This is a genomic window from Cryobacterium sp. RTC2.1 (assembly GCF_035018685.1).
GTDB lineage: Bacteria > Actinomycetota > Actinomycetes > Actinomycetales > Microbacteriaceae > Cryobacterium > Cryobacterium glucosi.
The window spans coordinates 1-15,203 of record NZ_JASJXJ010000096.1 but is presented as its reverse complement, the minus strand read 5'-3'; the positions used below and the strand labels follow the sequence as shown (position 1 = coordinate 15,203).

Genomic DNA, 15,203 nt, shown 5'->3' with positions numbered 1-15,203 from the left:
GGCGCACCCTGTCCAGGTGCCCATCCGACTCCCCGACGTCCTTTCCCCGCGCGATCTCCCCCTCGCAGAGCTCTCGAGCCTGTGCCTGGACGGAGAGCTGTTCCGCGTCGGCGACTTCTGGAGCCCGGTGGACCTCGCGGAAGACCGGGACCAACGGGCGCGGTCCCTCGCCCTCCTGGTGCCGGCCAAGGCGATCGCGGAACGGCTGACCGCCGCGTGGATCTACGGCCTCGCTCCCGAGCCGGGGCGCCACCAGTTCTGCGTGCCCATCACGGCGCGGGCGTACTTCCCGCCGTCACCGCGTTTCGGCGTCCGCGAGGTCGCCTGTGACCTCGAGAACACGATCCGCGTCGGCGCCCGCACCGTGCGCAGGGACGGTATCCTGCCGGGCGGCCTTCTCGTCACCCGGCCGCTGCGCACCGCACTCGACCTCGCGCGCTGGCCTCCCCCGGAGTCTCCCGCCCCGTCAGCCCTGATCGGTGCACTGCTCCGCCTGGCCGGCCACCCGGACACCTCGGCGGCGAGGCGCACCTGCGCCATCGACCGCCTCCCGTACACCCACAGGGCGCTCGTTCAGCTCGACGCCGCGGAAACGGCCATGCAGGCGCTCGGAGAGCCTACCCGTCGTTGACGCGGTAGACGTCGTAGACGGCGTCGATGCGACGCACGGCGTTGAGTACCCGGTCCAGGTGGGTCGTGTCACCCATCTCGAAGACGAAACGGCTGATCGCCAGCCGATCGCTCGAGGTGTGCACGGTCGCGGAGAGGATGTTGACGTGATGTTCGGAGAGCACCCTGGTCACGTCCGACAAAAGTCCTGAGCGGTCGAGGGCCTCGATCTGGATCTGGACCAGGAACAGGCTCTTCGACGTGGGGGCCCAGTCGACCTCGATCATCCGCTCCGGCTCCTTGAGCAGCGACTGCACATTGCGACAGGATGCCTGGTGCACGGAGACTCCGGCGCCGCGAGTGATGAACCCGACGACCTTGTCTCCCGGAACCGGGGTACAGCAACGGGCGAGTTTGACCAGGATGTCCGGGGCACCGCGGACGAGGATCCCGGAGTCGCTGTTGCGCAGCGTCTGGGTGCGTCCGTTCGGCGCGAACGGCAGATCGGTCGCATCGCTCTCCTCGACGCTCTGCAGGGTCGCGACGACCTTCTCGAGCACCGACTGCGTGCTGATGTGCCCCTCGCCGACGGCGGCGTAGAGCGCGGAGACGTCCTCGTACTTCATCACCGCTGCGACCTCGGCGAAGGAGTCCTGGTTCATCAGCTTCTGCAGGGGAAGGTTCTGCTTGCGCATCGCGCGGGCGATGGCGTCCCTGCCCTGTTCGATGGCCTCGTCGCGGCGTTCCTTGGTGAACCACTGCCGGATCTTGTTGCGGGCCCTCGGGCTCTTGACGAAGTTGAGCCAGTCCTTGCTCGGCCCCGAGTCCGGGTTCTTCGAGGTGAAGACCTCGACGACGTCCCCGGTGACCAATGGGCTCTCGAGGGGCACCAGCCGCCCGTTGACCTTGGCACCCATGGTGCGGTGGCCGACCTCCGTGTGCACGGCGTAAGCGAAGTCGACGGGGGTCGCTCCCGTCGGCAGGCCGATCACCCGGCCCTTCGGGGTGAAGACGTAAACCTCTTTGGCGCCGATTTCGTAGCGCAGCGAGTCCAGGAACTCGCCGGGGTCCGCGGTCTCGGCCTGCCAGTCGGAGATGTGCGCGAGCCAGGCCATGTCGGTGTCGCTCTGCGGGCCGGGCCCCGAGCTCTTGCCCGTGGTCTGTTCCTTGTACTTCCAGTGCGATGCGACGCCGAACTCGGCACGCTGGTGCATCTCCTGGGTGCGGATCTGGATCTCGACGGCGCGACCGCTCGGGCCGAGCACCGTCGTATGCAGGGACTGGTAGAGGTTGAATTTGGGTGTGGCGATGTAGTCCTTGAACCGGCCGGGCAGCGGCGTCCAGCGGGCGTGGATCGCACCGAGCACGGCGTAGCAGTCCCGAACCGAGTTCACGAGGACACGGATGCCGACGAGGTCGTAGATCTCGTCGAATTCGCGTCCCCGCACGACCATCTTCTGGTAGATCGAGTAGTACTGCTTGGGCCGTCCCGCGACCTTGCCGCGGATGCGCGCGGCCTTGAGGTCTTCGACGATCGCGTCGATGACGTGCTGCACGAACTCCTCGCGCTGCGGGGTGCGCTGCTTGACGAGGCTTTCGATCTCGGCGTAGAGCTTCGGATACAGGACCGCGAAGGACAGGTCTTCGAGCTCCCACTTGATGGTCTGGATCCCGAGGCGGTGCGCGAGCGGGGCGTAGATCTCGAGCGTCTCCGTCGCCTTGCGCACCGCGGACTCTGCGGGAACGAATCCCCAGGTGCGCGCGTTGTGGAGCCGGTCTGCGAGCTTGATGATCAGTACCCGGATGTCCTTGGACATCGCGACGATCATCTTGCGAACGGTCTCGGCCTGGGTGCTGTCGCCGTACTTGACCTTGTCGAGCTTCGTCACGCCGTCGACGAGCATCGCGATCTCGTCGCCGAAGTCGGCGCGCAACTGGTCGAGGGTGTACTCGGTGTCTTCGACGGTGTCGTGCAGCAGGGCGGCGGCAACGGTCTTCGGGCCGATGCCGAGGTCTGCGAGAATCTGGGCGACGGCGACCGGATGGGTGATGTACGGTTCTCCGCTGCGGCGCACCTGACCCTCGTGGGCGCGTTCCGCTGCGGTATACGCGCGCTCGATGATCGACAGGTCGACCTTCGGGTGGTGCATCCGCACGGTCCGCAGCAGGGTGTCCACGGCGCCGACCGGCTGGGCGCGGGAGAAGATCCGCGGAACGAGGCGTCGGAGGGAAGCGGCGGGCAGCGGCGCGTTCGGTGGCGGTGTCGTCGTTTCCGTCATCTCATACCTCGTTCGCGAGCGCCCGGCCATTCCCGGGCATCCAGCAATTATCGCGCCTTTTTCGACCGCTCCGTGCCGCTCCCCTCGAATTAGCCGGGGAGCGGCGCTATTGGCGGTGATCCGGTGCGGCTAGACGGTGACGCGCACGTCCGTCTTCGGCGCGGAGGACGCCTTGGCGCGCAGGGCGAGCGCCTTCTTGTCACGCTTGCGCACTCCGGGTTCCATCGTGCGGAGCTGGGCGTACAGCGGAGATGCGATGAAGATGGTCGAGTACGCGCCGGCGATGATACCGATCAGGAGCGCGAGCGAGATGTCGCGCAGCGTTCCCGCCCCGAGCACGAACGCGCCGATGAAGAGGATCGAGCCGACCGGGAGGATCGCGACGACGGAGGTGTTGATGGAACGCACGAGCGTCTGGTTCACCGCGAGGTTGACAGAGTCTGCGAAGGTCCTGCGCGATTCCGGTCCGTCTTCGCGGGTGTTCTCTCGGATCTTGTCGAACACCACGACGGTGTCGTAGAGCGAGTAACCGAGAATCGTCAGGAACCCGATCACCGCGGCCGGGGTTATCTCGAACCCGGTGATCCCGTAGAACCCGGCCGTGATGATGAGGTCGTGCAGCAGCGCGACCATCGCGGCGAGGGACATCTTCCAGGTCCTGAAGTACAGGGCCATGCCGATCGCGGCGAGGACGAGGAAGATCCCGAGGCCCCTGAGTGCCTGACCGGTGATGTCAGCACCCCACGACGGGCCGATGAACGATGCCGTGACCTGCTCGGCGGGCACGCCGTACGCGTCGGCGAGTGCTGTGCGCATCTGCCGGGTCGCGTCGCTCGACAGCTGGTCCGTCTGAATGCGGATGCCGGTGGTGCTGACGTTCGACACCTTCGGGACCGCGGAGGGCTCGATGCTCGTCACGGCCTTGACCGCGAGCGACTGGTCCTGGGTCGCGACGTCGCTCACGACGAATTCGGAGCCGCCGGTGAATTCGATACCGAAGACGAAGCCGCCGCGAAGCTGGGGCACCACGAGCGCGATCAGGATGGCGATACCGGCCAGGGAATACCAGACCTTGCGACGCCCGATGATGTTGAAGGAGCGCTTGCCGGTGTGCAGGTCGTTGCCGAACTGGGAAAAGCTCGCCATTAGGAATCCTTCCCGTCGGTCGACCGATCCGAGGAGGATCCGACGAGTTCTGATGCTTTCCGCTCGGCGATGGTCTGGCGCTTCGCGGCCTCACGGCTCGCGGACGACAACTTGGCGGAGGCGACCTCGTCTGAGGGCCGGAACTTCGCCCTCCCCCGGTAGGTGGCTCCGAGAGCCCTCGGGTCCAGGCCGCTGAACCGGTGGCCCTCGTTGAAGAAGCGGGTCTGGGCGAGCAGCTGCAGGACCGGGTGGGTGAAGAGCGCAACGACGACGACGTCGACGATCGTCGTGAGCCCGAGCGTCAGGGCGAAGCCCTTCACGTTTCCGACGGCGACGATGAAGAGCACGCCCGCGGCGAGGAAGTTGACCGCGTCGGAGGCGAGGACCGTGCGGATGGCGCGCTTCCAGCCCGCTTCCACGGCCGATTCCAGCCCGCGGCCGTCGCGCAACTCGTCGCGCACTCGTTCGAAGTACACGATGAACGAGTCCGCCGTGATTCCGATGGCGACGATCAACCCCGCGACACCGGCGAGGGAGAGCCGGTAGCCCTCACGCCAGGACAGGATCGTGATCAGCAGGTAAGTGATGACGGCGGCGACGACGAGCGACGCAACAGTGACGAAACCGAGCAGTCGGTACTGCAGGAGCGAGTACAGGACGACCAGGATGAGTCCGATCAGGCCGGCGATGAGGCCGCTCACGAGCTGGGTCGAACCGAGGGTCGCCGAGATCGTGTCCTGGCTCTGTACGGTGAAGCTCAGCGGCAGGGCTCCGAACTTCAGCTGGTCCGCGAGAACCTTCGACGATGCCTGATCGAAACTGCCGCTGATCTGGGCGTTGCCGTCCGTGATCACGGCGAGGGTGCGTGGCGCGGAGATGACCTTGCCGTCGAGCACGATCGCGAACTGGTTCTGCACGCCGGTGAGGCCGCTCAGCCGGGTGCTGACCGTCGCGAAGTCCTTGGTGCCCTGATCGTCGAACTTGATGTTGACGACCCACTCGCCGGTGGTGGCACCGGACTGGGTCGTCTTCTGGCCGTTGGTGGCGTCGGAGACGTTCTCGCCGCTGACCTCCACCGGCCCGAGGATGTACTTGACCGAACCGTCTGTCTCACAGGTCACGAGCGGCTGGTCGGCCGGTGCGACGTTGGAGGTGTCGATGGTCGAGCAGTCGAAGGCGTCGTACTGCGCCTGGAGCGCCGGGGTCACCCAGCTGAGATCGCTGCCGTTCGTCGGTACGGCCGTCGGCGTGCTCGACAGGCTCGGGTCGACCGTGGCTACCGGAGTCGGCGTTGCGGTGCCGTCGGCGCCGACAGCTGCCGTCGACGGGGCGGCGGCGACCAGGACCGGGCGGAACTCGAGCTTCGCGGACGATTCGATCCGGTTGATGGTTGCGTCGTCCGGGATTCCCGGGATCGACACGACGATGTTCTGGCCGCTCGTGTTGATCTCCGCCTCGGAGACACCGGAGGAGTCGATGCGCTGCCGGATGATCGACACCGCCTGGTTCAGCTGCTCCTGGGAGACGGACTGACCGGACTCGAGCTTCGGCGCGAGGATGATCTGCGTGCCACCCTCGAGGTCCAGGGCCAGCTTGGGCGCCCAGGACCCTCCGGCGGTGAGGACACCGAAGAGGTTGACTGCGATCAGGCCGATGACGATCACCCCCAGCCACGTCAGGGAACGCCAGGCCTTCTTGGCCGGAGTCGACTTTGCCACCTTGGAACTCAGCTTTCTATACGCGTGCGGGCGCCACAAGGACGCGAGCCGGGCGAGGGTTGGTTACGCGTCGCCCTTGGTGGGGTCGCTCTTGGTCGAATCGGTTGAGGGGGCCTCGTCGGCAATGCGCTCACCGAACTCTGGTTCGCCCAGGAGGATCGCGTCGTCTTCATTGAGCCGGGCCGCGCGCGCGTCGTCGGTCGACGACTCGAGTTCGGCATCGGCTTCGTCGGCGGACTCGTCGGTGACGGCGGGCTCGACGACGCGGGAGATCGCCTGGCGGTGCATCTGGACGACGGTTCCGGGAGCAATCTCGAGCTCGACCTTGTTTGCTTCCTCGTCGATCGACAGAATGGTTCCGTACATACCGAAGTTGGTCATGACGTTCGCGCCCGCGACCATCTGCGACTGCAGCGACGCCTGTTCCTTCTGGCGCTTGCGGCCGTTGCGGAACATAAAGAACACCAGCAGCGCCAGTACGGCGAGCATGACGAGAGTCAACGGATCCATAGTGCAGCAAAGCCTTTCAGTTGCGGCGCGGTGGCCGAAGCGTGTGCGTACATGCGGCTCGGAGCGAACCACATCGAATTATAGGTCATCAAGCGGAAGGGCGGGTTGGCGGCCGACGTCGTTCGGATCGGCGAGCCCGAAGTGCCGCCAGGCGGCTGCCGTCGCCACGCGGCCACGCGGGGTGCGCGTGAGGAAGCCTATCCGTACCAGGAACGGCTCAACGACCGACTCGACGGTCTCGGCTTCTTCCCCCACCGAGACGGCGAGGGTGTTCAGTCCGACCGGCCCACCCCCAAAACGGGTAAGGATGATGTTCATGACCTCGCGGTCGAGCCTGTCGAGGCCGATCGGGTCGACGTCGTAGAGCTCGAGGGCCGCGTGGACGGCCGCCAGGTCGGCGGCACCGCCATGGACGAGGGCGTAGTCGCGCACCCTGCGCAAGAGCCGGTTCGCGATACGCGGCGTTCCCCTGCAGCGACCGGCGATCTCCGCGATGGCCTCCCTGTCGATGTCGAGGTCGAGCATGGTCGCCGCGCGGGCGAGGACCTGTTCCAGCTCCTGGCTGGCATAGAACTCGAGGTGCGCCGTGAACCCGAACCGGTCGCGAAGCGGGTTCGGGAGCATCCCGGACCGTGTCGTCGCGCCGACGAGGGTGAATGGGGCGAGGTCGAGCGGCACGGACGTGGCGCCTGCGCCCTTGCCCACCATGATGTCGATGCGGAAGTCCTCCATTGCGAGGTAGAGCATCTCCTCTGCGGACCTCGCCATCCGGTGGATCTCGTCGATGAAGAGCACTTCGCCTGGCACGAGGGAGGACAGCACCGCTGCCAGGTCGCCGGCGTGCTGGATGGCCGGACCGCTCGACATGCGCAGCGGGCGGTTGCCCTCGTAGGCGATGATCATGGCGAGCGTTGTCTTGCCGAGGCCGGGAGGGCCGGCGAGCAGGATGTGGTCTGGTGTGCGATTCTGCATCGTTGCGGCGGTGAGCATGAGCTGCAACTGGCCGCGCACCTTCTGCTGGCCGACGAATTCCGCGAGGCTCCGCGGGCGAAGCGCGCCCTCGAATGCCAGCTCGGCCTCACCCTCGAGCAGTGGGCTCGTGAGCTCGACCCCGGGGTCCGGCGTCGCCGCGAACTGTTCCGATGTCACTGCCGGTCCTCCGAAGCCTGGTGCGCCGGTCCGAGCCGGGCGAGGACGAGCCTCAGCAGGGCGGCGACACCGATCAGGTCGGGTTCGGCGGCCTCGGCGAGGGTCTCCCTGACGGCTTCCTCCGCGACGCGCTCGGACCAGCCGAGGCCGATCAGGGCGGCCTGGACGCTCGCTGCGGGGCTTGCCACGGAAGGACGCCTGGTGCGGGGTGCGCCGTCGACGGCCGAAACCACGACCTTGCCGGCCAGGGACAGGATGATGAGCTTCGCGGTCTTCGGCCCGATGCCGCTGACCTTGCGGAAGACGGCGTCGTCTTCACCTGCGACGGCCTGGGCCACCTGGTTCGGGGTGAGCACGGCGAGTACGCCGAGCGCGGACTTCGGGCCGACCCCTGTGACGCCGATGAGAAGTTCGAAGACGGACAGCTCGTCGGCGGTCGCGAAACCGTAGAGGGTGAGCGAGTCCTCCCTGACCAGCAGGGTTGTCAGCAGGCGCGCCTCGCTGCCGTGCCGGAGGCCGAGGGCGGTCGTCGGCGTCACCTGCACGGCGAGCCCGACTCCCCCGACCTCGAGCACCGCCGTCGAGCCAACGGCGGAGAGGACGAGTCCACGTACGGAAGAGATCATCGCTTAAGCCTACGGGGCACCGCCGACGCTGCCGCTCCGCGCTCCGCGGCGCGCCACGCAGCCTGTGCCGGCGTGAGTGCGCCGCCCGCGAGCCCGTCCGTCGTCGGAAGGGTGCCTCCTGATGCCCCGGTTCGCCAGGCGTGGCAGATGGCCAGTGCGAGTGCGTCCGCGGCATCCGCCGGTTTCGGGACCTCGCTGAGGCCGAGCACGCGGGCGACCATGGCGCCGACCTGGGCCTTGTCGGCCGAGCCGTAGCCGGTGATCGCCGCCTTGACCTCGCTCGGGGTATGCAGGGTGACCGTGAGGCCGCGCTGGGCGGCGAGCAGGAGGGCGACCCCGCTGATCTGGGCGGTGCCCATCACCGTGCGCACGTTGTGCTGGGCGAAGACGCGCTCGATCGCGACGAAGGCCGGCTTATGCCGGTCCATCATCTCCTCGAGTCCTCGGCTCAGCAGCAGCAGGCGCTGCTCGAGTGGCAGGTCGGGCGAACTGCGCAACACGGTGACGTCGACGAGGGTAGCCGTGCGGTTCGGCGCGACGTCGACGACACCGACGCCGCAACGGGTGAGCCCGGGGTCGATTCCGAGCACCCGCACGGCCACCGTTGACTACTCGTTCTCGGCTTCGAGCTCAGCGGAGACTGCGGCAGACACGGCGTAGTTGCTGTAGATGTTCTGCACGTCGTCGAGTTCCTCGAGTGCGTCGATGAGCTTGAACACCTTGCGAGCGGTCTCCGCGTCGACGTCGATCGTGAGCTGCGGGACGAAGGCGATATCGGCCGAGTTGTAGTCGATTCCGGCGGCCTGCAGTGCCGTACGGGTTGCCACGAGGTCCTGGACCTCGCTGAAGACCTCGAAGGTCTCCCCCTCGTCGACGACTTCTTCGGCACCCGCGTCGAGGACCGCGCCGAGAACGTCGTCTTCGGTCACGCCGTTCGCCTTGGAGACGACGACGATTCCCTTGCGGTGGAAGTTGTAGGCAACACTGCCCGGGTCGGCCATGTTGCCGCCGTTGCGGCTGACCGTCGTGCGGACTTCAGCCGCAGCGCGGTTCTTGTTGTCGGTGAGACACTCGATCATGATGGCGACGCCGTTTGCGGCGTAGCCCTCGTACATGATCGTGGTGTAATCGACGACGACGCCGGCGAGGCCGGCTCCGCGCTTGACCGCACGGTCGATGTTCTCGTTGGGGACCGAAGTCTTCTTGGCCTTCTGGATCGCATCCACAAGCGTCGGGTTACCCGACAGGTCGGCGCCGCCCATCCGAGCGGCGACCTCGATGTTCTTGATCAGCTTGGCGAAGGCCTTGGCCCTCCGTGAGTCGGTGACCGCCTTCTGGTGCTTGGTAGTCGCCCACTTGGAATGTCCGGACATGAATCTCCCGTTGTCGTGCTTGGCTGTCTGATTGTGGTGCCGGCCGTCTGCCGCCAGTGGCAGAAAAGCGAATTCGTCGCACCAATGCGCTGTTGGCCAGTCTAACCCGAGGTGCCCGATCCGCCCCGCCGGAGCCGTCCGGCAGGCGTGGCGGACGCCCTGACGAAGCAGGGAGGATCAGAGCGTGATGATTTTCTGCAGGGTGTTCAGGTTGCGGGTCGTCGTCGTGGCGCGGTATTTCACCTTGGCGCTCTTTTTGCTGAAGGCGCTCTTGATTCCGACGGCACGCCGGACCTCCCAGTAGAGGACGCCGTGGCCGAGTTCGATCCGCTCGTCCGCCTGGTCGAGCTCCCTGGCATGGCCGGCGAGCTCCGCGAGGTGGGAGGGGTCAGAACCGAACATGACGTAGGCGTGCCAGCCCTCCCGTTCCGGGAACGGGTAGGACCGCACCTCGCGGGCGAGTTCTGCCTCGTCGATCAGCACAATCCAGGCCTCGTAATCGAAGCGCTCCGACAACGCCGCCTCGATCCGGCTCTTGATCGCGTCCGGTGAAGCCTCGGCCGCCTCGTCGACTGTGAAGACGACGTTGCCGCTCGCGACCACCGTCTTGACGTCCGAGTAGCCGAGGCCCTCGAAGGTCTTCACGAGATCATTCATGGCCACGGTTATGCCGTTGACATTGATTCCCCTGAGCAGGGCTACATATCTCATCATCGTTGACTCATGCCAGAACCCTAGTCCCGCAGCCGGCAGGCGGGAAACCCCGGCCGGATCAGCCGAGGAAGCGGGCGGCCGCGACCGTTCCGAGGAAGTACTCGTGGAAGCGGTGCTCCCCCGTGATCTCCGGGTGGAACGAGGTGCCGAGCAGGCGCCCCTGCTCGACCGCGACGCAGCGGCCGTCGGCGAGCCGCGCGAGGGCCCTTGCCTTCGGACCGACGGTATCGACGACCGGGGCGCGGATGAACACCGCGTGCACCGGCGCATCGCCGAGCACCGGTACCTCCAGATCGGTCTCGAAGGACTGCGTCTGGGAGCCGAAGGCATTGCGCCGGACGCTGATGTCGAGGCCGCCGATGCTCTCCTGGCCGCGAATGCCGTCGACGACGGTGTCCGCGAGCATGATCAGTCCCGCGCAGGTCCCGTAGACCGGGAGGCCGGCCCTGACGGCGGCGCGCAAGGGATCGGCGAGGCCGAAGGCCCGCGCGAGCTTGTCCATCACGCTGGATTCGCCGCCCGGAATCACGAGCCCGTCGACGCGGGCGAGTTCTTCTGGTCGGCGCACCAGGACGACGTCCGCTCCGAGGGTGCGCAACACCTGCGCATGCTCGCGGAAGTCGCCCTGGAGGGCGAGTACTCCTACCGTCACCTGTTCGAGCTACCAGCCGCGCTCGGAGAGGCGGTGCGGTGCCGCGAGGTCGGACACGTTGATGCCGACCATGGCTTCGCCGAGGCCGCGAGAAACTTCGGCGACGATCTTGGCGTCGTCGAAGAAGGTGACGGCCTTGACGATCGCGTTGGCGCGCTGCTCCGGGTTGCCGGACTTGAAGATTCCGGAGCCGACGAAGACGCCGTCCGCGCCGAGCTGCATCATCATCGCGGCGTCTGCAGGGGTGGCCACGCCGCCCGCGGTGAAGAGCACGACGGGGAGCTTGCCGGTCGCGGCGATCTCGACGACGAGCTCGTACGGCGCCTGCAGGTCCTTGGCCGCCACGTAGAGCTCGTCCTTGCTGAGCGAAGCGAGGCGCTTGATCTCGGCGTTGATGGTGCGGATGTGCTTGGTCGCCTCCGAGACGTCGCCGGTGCCGGCCTCGCCCTTCGACCGGATCATCGCGGCACCCTCGTTGATGCGGCGGAGCGCCTCACCGAGGTTGGTCGCGCCGCACACGAACGGCACGTCGAACTTCCACTTGTCGATGTGGTTCACATAGTCGGCCGGGCTGAGGACCTCGGACTCGTCGATGTAATCGACGCCGAGCGCCTGCAGGACCTGCGCCTCGACGAAGTGACCGATGCGGGCCTTCGCCATCACGGGGATGGAGACCTCGGCGATGATGCTGTCGATCAGGTCCGGGTCACTCATCCGCGCGACGCCGCCCTGGGAGCGGATGTCCGCGGGAACGCGCTCGAGCGCCATGACGGCGACGGCTCCGGCATCTTCGGCAATGCGGGCCTGGGCTGCAGTGACGACGTCCATGATGACGCCGCCCTTCATCATGTCGGCGAGTCCGCGCTTGACGCGGCTCGAACCAAACTGCTCGATGGATGTTGTTTCAGTCATAACGTGAATTCTATTCCTTGCGTCTGGTGGGAACTCCGCGAGCAGCGGCTGCGGGAGCGGGAATGGTAGGGATGGGTGGAGCTAGTCCTCGTCGCGCGGCCAGCCGTCCGCGACCATCCGGCGGACGTCGCCGAGCAGCTGCGGAATGGCCTTGGTCTTCGCGATGATCGGGAAGAAGTTCGAGTCTGTGGCCCAGCGCGGAACGATGTGCTGGTGCAGGTGTTCGGCGATGCCCGCTCCGGCGACCCTGCCCTGGTTCATCCCGATGTTGAAGCCGTCGCAGTTGGAGGTCACGGCGAGCACGCGCATCGCCACCTGGGTCAGACTACCGATCTCGGCGACTTCCTCTGGCGTTGCTTCGTCATAGGTCGCAATGTGGCGGTACGGGCAGACGAGCAGGTGGCCGCTGTTGTACGGGAACAGGTTGAGGAGCACGTACGCGTGCGTGCCGCGGGCGACGATGAGCGCCTTCTCGTCGGTCATCGCCGGGGCGAGGCAGAACGGGCAGGCGTCGGCGTGCGGCTGCGTGCCGTCCTGGATGTAGACCATCCGGTGCGGCGTCCACAACCGTTGGAAGGCATCCGGTACGGCCGCGAAGTCGCTGGACGATTCGATCGTCTCGTCTCCGGCGTCCATCTCAGACCTGCGCCTTCGTTGCGATCGCGTCGACGATACGGGCGATCGCATCCACGACGGGGATGCCGTTCTCCTGGGTACCGTCCCTGAAACGGAAGCTCACCGATCCGGCCGCCCGGTCGTCTTCGCCTGCGATCAGCTGGAACGGCACCTTCGCCTTGGTGTGGGTGCGGATCTTCTTGGGCATCCGGTCGCTCGAGGTGTCGAGTTCGGCGCGCACCCCGAGTGCCTTCAGCTGCCGGATGACTTCACCGAGATAGTCCTCGTACGCTTCGGCGACGGGGATGCCGACGACCTGGACCGGGGACAGCCAGACCGGGAAGGCGCCGGCATAGTGCTCGAGGAGGATAGCGAAGAAGCGCTCGATGGAGCCGAGTAGGGCACGGTGGATCATCACCGGCTGCTGGCGGGTCCCGTCGGAGGCGGTGTACTCCAGGTCGAAGAGTTCCGGCTGGTTGAAGTCGAGCTGGACCGTGGAGAGCTGCCAGGTCCTGCCGATCGCGTCTCTGGCCTGCACGGAGATCTTCGGGCCATAGAACGCCGCTCCGCCCGGGTCGCTGACCAGTTCGAGCCCGGACTCGACGGCGACCTGCCTGAGGGTCTCGGTTGCCTCGTCCCACTGCTCGTCGGTGCCGACGAACTTCACCGGGTCCTTGGTGGAGAGTTCGAGGTAGAAATCGGTGAGCCCGTATCCCCGCAGCGTCTCGAAGACGAACTCGAGCTGGCTGGCGACTTCCGCCTTCACCTGGCTCGCGGTGACGTAGATGTGGGCATCGTCCTGGGTGAGCCCGCGCACCCGGGTGAGGCCGGACAGCGTTCCGCTCTTCTCGTACCGGTAGACGGTTCCGAATTCGGCCAGACGCAGCGGAAGTTCGCGGTAGCTGCGGCCCCGCGCCTTGAAGATGAGGTTGTGCATCGGGCAGTTCATCGGTTTGAGGTAGTAGTCCTGGCCCTGCCGGGTGATGTTCCCCTCCGCGTCGACCTCTTCATCGAGGTGCATCGGCGGGAACATGCCGTCCTTGTACCACTGCAGGTGCCCGCTGGTCTCGAACAGGTGCGCCTTGGTGATGTGCGGGGTGTTGACGAGGTCGTAGCCGTTCGCGAGCAGCTGCTCGCGCATGTAGTTCTCGATCTCCGCGCGGATGATCCCGCCCTTGGGGTGGAAGACCGCCAGTCCGGAACCGATTTCCTCCGGGAAGGAGAACAGGTCGAGTTCCTGGCCGAGCTTGCGGTGGTCGCGCTTGGCGGCTTCCTCCTGGCGAGCCTGGAAAGCGCGCAGCTCGTCCTTGGTCGGCCAGGCGGTCCCGTAGATGCGCTGCAGCTGCGGGTTCTTCTCCGAGCCGCGCCAGTATGCGGCGGCGAGTCTGGTCAGCGAGTATCCGTTGCCGATCATGCGGGTGTTCGGCAGGTGCGGGCCACGGCAGAGGTCTTTCCAGACCGTCTCGCCCGTCTTCGGGTCGACGTTGTCGTAGATGGTGAGCTCGGCGCCGCCGACCTCGACCGATTCGTTGTCCGCGGTGGCCGCGACGGCGCCGCCCTTCAGCCCGATCAGCTCGAGCTTGTACGGTTCCGCGGCGAATTCGGCCCTGGCGTCTTCATCGGTCACGACGCGCCGCACGAAACGCTGGCCCTGGCGGATGATGCGGTCCATGGCCTTCTCGAGCGCCTTGATGTCTTCTGGCGTGAACGGCACCTCGACATCGAAGTCGTAGTAGAAGCCGTCCGTCACGGGCGGACCGATCCCCAGGCGTGCCGCCGGGTTGACGTTCTGCACCGCCTGGGCGAGCACGTGCGCTGCCGAGTGGCGGAGGATGTTCAGGCCATCCGGCGACGAAATCGTCACGGGTTCCACGACATCCGTCTGGGTCAGCGTTGCGGCGAGATCCTTGAGCTCACCGTTGACGCGCATTGCGACAACAGACCGGTCGGTGAAAAGCTCAAAGCCGTCAGCCACGTGTAGTACTCCTCAGTATTGTGCGAACCCCTCCAACTTTAGCGGCGCGGTCGCGACCGGGATTCCCGTGCGGCTCGGGCGGCTGCCAGGCTCAGGCCACGAGGACGGTGTCGTGCGCACGCAACGGCACGGGTGCCCCCTGCGGCAGCCGGCGGAAGAGATGCCCGATGACGTCCGGTGAACAGGCGATCACCTTGACGAGCCCTGGCCGGTCACGGGCGAGAGTCGGATCGGATGCGAGGGTGACCGCCAGGAGCCCCGCTCCGCCGTCGAGGAGCGGGGAGAGCCCGGCGGCGATCCGCGGGCTGACGTGGCCGACCGGGCGCCCGGTCGCAGCGTGGACGGCGATCCCACGGGGGCCGGACCCGTGCGCCTGCTCGCGGACGAGCGCGACGACCGAACCGGGCTGGAGGAGTCCCTCTCGTGCGACGATCGTGCGCTGGTCGACATTGTGCAGCCAGAAGCTCCAGATGCCGAGGCCGCGCAGGTGGCTGTTGCCGAGCGCGACGACCCGGCCGGTGCTGGGCTCCGTCAGCCACAATTCACCGGCGTCGGCGGCGAGGTACAGGGTGGGCAGTCCTTGCGCATCGGCGATGAGCAGGCGGTCCCAGTCCTGCGGCGGCAGGTACCTGCTTGCCGGCACCCCGCGACGGGGGGCCCTGCTGGCGCCCGGGCGGTCGGTGACGTCAGCGCCGACGACGGCCGGGAAGTCGGTCGCCCGGCGGCCGAACCGGATGCCGTGCGGCACCGTGTGCGAATTCATGGCGAACCTCCCCCTTGAGAGTGCTGCACCAGACTCCGGACCGGTATCCCCATTCCGGTGGACGTTAAACGAAAAAACCCCCGGGGTAACCGGGGGTTTATCTGTGGGCGATACTGGGATCGAACCAGTGACCTCTTCCGTGTCAGGGAAGCGCGCTACCGC

General features: G+C 66.9%; 15 protein-coding genes. 1 reads left to right on the top strand and 14 read right to left on the bottom strand.

Going from position 1 to position 15,203, the window contains the following annotated elements:
• Window positions 1–631: hypothetical protein (locus tag QN357_RS12450; protein ID WP_323504951.1), on the top strand; the 631-nt coding region annotated here is incomplete at its 5' end.
• On the opposite strand, the gene QN357_RS12445 is transcribed toward QN357_RS12450, so the two are convergent.
• The 14 genes from QN357_RS12445 to QN357_RS12380 all read right to left on the bottom strand — a co-directional run bounded on the left by QN357_RS12445 (window position 618) and on the right by QN357_RS12380 (window position 15,041).
• Window positions 618–2,888, bottom strand: a complete 2,271-nt coding sequence (locus QN357_RS12445) for a RelA/SpoT family protein (protein ID WP_134449452.1) — start codon at window positions 2,886–2,888, stop codon at window positions 618–620. The genes QN357_RS12450 and QN357_RS12445 overlap by 14 nt on opposite strands.
• Before the next feature lie 129 nt (window positions 2,889–3,017).
• Window positions 3,018–4,034: a protein translocase subunit SecF gene (gene secF, locus QN357_RS12440; RefSeq protein WP_134449451.1), complete on the bottom strand. Its 1,017-nt coding sequence runs from the start codon at window positions 4,032–4,034 to the stop codon at window positions 3,018–3,020.
• Window positions 4,034–5,752, bottom strand: a complete 1,719-nt coding sequence (gene secD / locus QN357_RS12435; protein ID WP_322135771.1) for a protein translocase subunit SecD — start codon at window positions 5,750–5,752, stop codon at window positions 4,034–4,036. The genes secF and secD overlap by 1 nt, the downstream gene beginning before the upstream one ends.
• Before the next feature lie 63 nt (window positions 5,753–5,815).
• Window positions 5,816–6,262, bottom strand: coding sequence for a preprotein translocase subunit YajC (gene yajC / locus QN357_RS12430; RefSeq protein WP_134449449.1), 447 nt, complete (start codon window positions 6,260–6,262; stop codon window positions 5,816–5,818).
• A 78-nt stretch (window positions 6,263–6,340) separates the two neighbouring features.
• Complete coding sequence (ruvB, locus tag QN357_RS12425) at window positions 6,341–7,354, bottom strand: Holliday junction branch migration DNA helicase RuvB (RefSeq protein WP_174774635.1); 1,014 nt, start codon at window positions 7,352–7,354, stop codon at window positions 6,341–6,343.
• A 53-nt stretch (window positions 7,355–7,407) separates the two neighbouring features.
• Window positions 7,408–8,037, bottom strand: a complete 630-nt coding sequence (gene ruvA, locus QN357_RS12420) for a Holliday junction branch migration protein RuvA (RefSeq protein ID WP_322135769.1) — start codon at window positions 8,035–8,037, stop codon at window positions 7,408–7,410.
• Window positions 8,034–8,633: a crossover junction endodeoxyribonuclease RuvC gene (gene ruvC / locus QN357_RS12415; RefSeq protein ID WP_174774634.1), complete on the bottom strand. Its 600-nt coding sequence runs from the start codon at window positions 8,631–8,633 to the stop codon at window positions 8,034–8,036. Before ruvC ends, ruvA begins: the two co-directional genes overlap by 4 nt.
• Window positions 8,634–8,645: 12 nt before the next feature.
• Window positions 8,646–9,410 carry a YebC/PmpR family DNA-binding transcriptional regulator gene (locus tag QN357_RS12410; protein WP_134449445.1) on the bottom strand — a complete coding sequence of 255 codons (765 nt, stop codon included), beginning with the start codon at window positions 9,408–9,410 and terminating at the stop codon, window positions 8,646–8,648.
• 177 nt (window positions 9,411–9,587) lie between these two features.
• Window positions 9,588–10,121 carry a DUF1697 domain-containing protein gene (locus QN357_RS12405; protein WP_277870858.1) on the bottom strand — a complete coding sequence of 178 codons (534 nt, stop codon included), beginning with the start codon at window positions 10,119–10,121 and terminating at the stop codon, window positions 9,588–9,590.
• Window positions 10,122–10,182: 61 nt separating this feature from the next.
• A complete protein-coding gene (pdxT, locus tag QN357_RS12400; protein ID WP_134449443.1) occupies window positions 10,183–10,776 on the bottom strand; it encodes a pyridoxal 5'-phosphate synthase glutaminase subunit PdxT in 594 nt (197 codons plus the stop codon).
• Between the two features lie 9 nt (window positions 10,777–10,785).
• Complete coding sequence (pdxS, locus tag QN357_RS12395) at window positions 10,786–11,688, bottom strand: pyridoxal 5'-phosphate synthase lyase subunit PdxS (protein WP_134449442.1); 903 nt, start codon at window positions 11,686–11,688, stop codon at window positions 10,786–10,788.
• An 81-nt stretch (window positions 11,689–11,769) separates the two neighbouring features.
• Window positions 11,770–12,324, bottom strand: coding sequence for an HIT family protein (locus tag QN357_RS12390; protein ID WP_174774630.1), 555 nt, complete (start codon window positions 12,322–12,324; stop codon window positions 11,770–11,772).
• Window position 12,325: 1 nt separating this feature from the next.
• Window positions 12,326–14,278, bottom strand: a complete 1,953-nt coding sequence (gene thrS, locus QN357_RS12385) for a threonine--tRNA ligase (protein WP_416172943.1) — start codon at window positions 14,276–14,278, stop codon at window positions 12,326–12,328.
• Between the two features lie 91 nt (window positions 14,279–14,369).
• Window positions 14,370–15,041: a hypothetical protein gene (locus tag QN357_RS12380; RefSeq protein WP_134449439.1), complete on the bottom strand. Its 672-nt coding sequence runs from the start codon at window positions 15,039–15,041 to the stop codon at window positions 14,370–14,372.
• Window positions 15,042–15,203 lie beyond the last annotated feature (162 nt).

Excerpts from the sequence above, each read along its gene's own strand:
- QN357_RS12445 (WP_134449452.1), bottom strand. The coding sequence starts at position 2,888 with ATGACGGAAACGACGACACCGCCACCGAACGCGCCGCTGCCCGCCGCT.
- secF (WP_134449451.1), bottom strand. The coding sequence starts at position 4,034 with ATGGCGAGCTTTTCCCAGTTCGGCAACGACCTGCACACCGGCAAGCGC.
- yajC (WP_134449449.1), bottom strand. The coding sequence starts at position 6,262 with ATGGATCCGTTGACTCTCGTCATGCTCGCCGTACTGGCGCTGCTGGTG.
- ruvA (WP_322135769.1), bottom strand. The coding sequence starts at position 8,037 with ATGATCTCTTCCGTACGTGGACTCGTCCTCTCCGCCGTTGGCTCGACG.
- QN357_RS12410 (WP_134449445.1), bottom strand. The coding sequence starts at position 9,410 with ATGTCCGGACATTCCAAGTGGGCGACTACCAAGCACCAGAAGGCGGTC.
- QN357_RS12405 (WP_277870858.1), bottom strand. The coding sequence starts at position 10,121 with ATGAGATATGTAGCCCTGCTCAGGGGAATCAATGTCAACGGCATAACC.
- pdxS (WP_134449442.1), bottom strand. The coding sequence starts at position 11,688 with ATGACTGAAACAACATCCATCGAGCAGTTTGGTTCGAGCCGCGTCAAG.
- QN357_RS12390 (WP_174774630.1), bottom strand. The coding sequence starts at position 12,324 with ATGGACGCCGGAGACGAGACGATCGAATCGTCCAGCGACTTCGCGGCC.
- QN357_RS12380 (WP_134449439.1), bottom strand. The coding sequence starts at position 15,041 with ATGAATTCGCACACGGTGCCGCACGGCATCCGGTTCGGCCGCCGGGCG.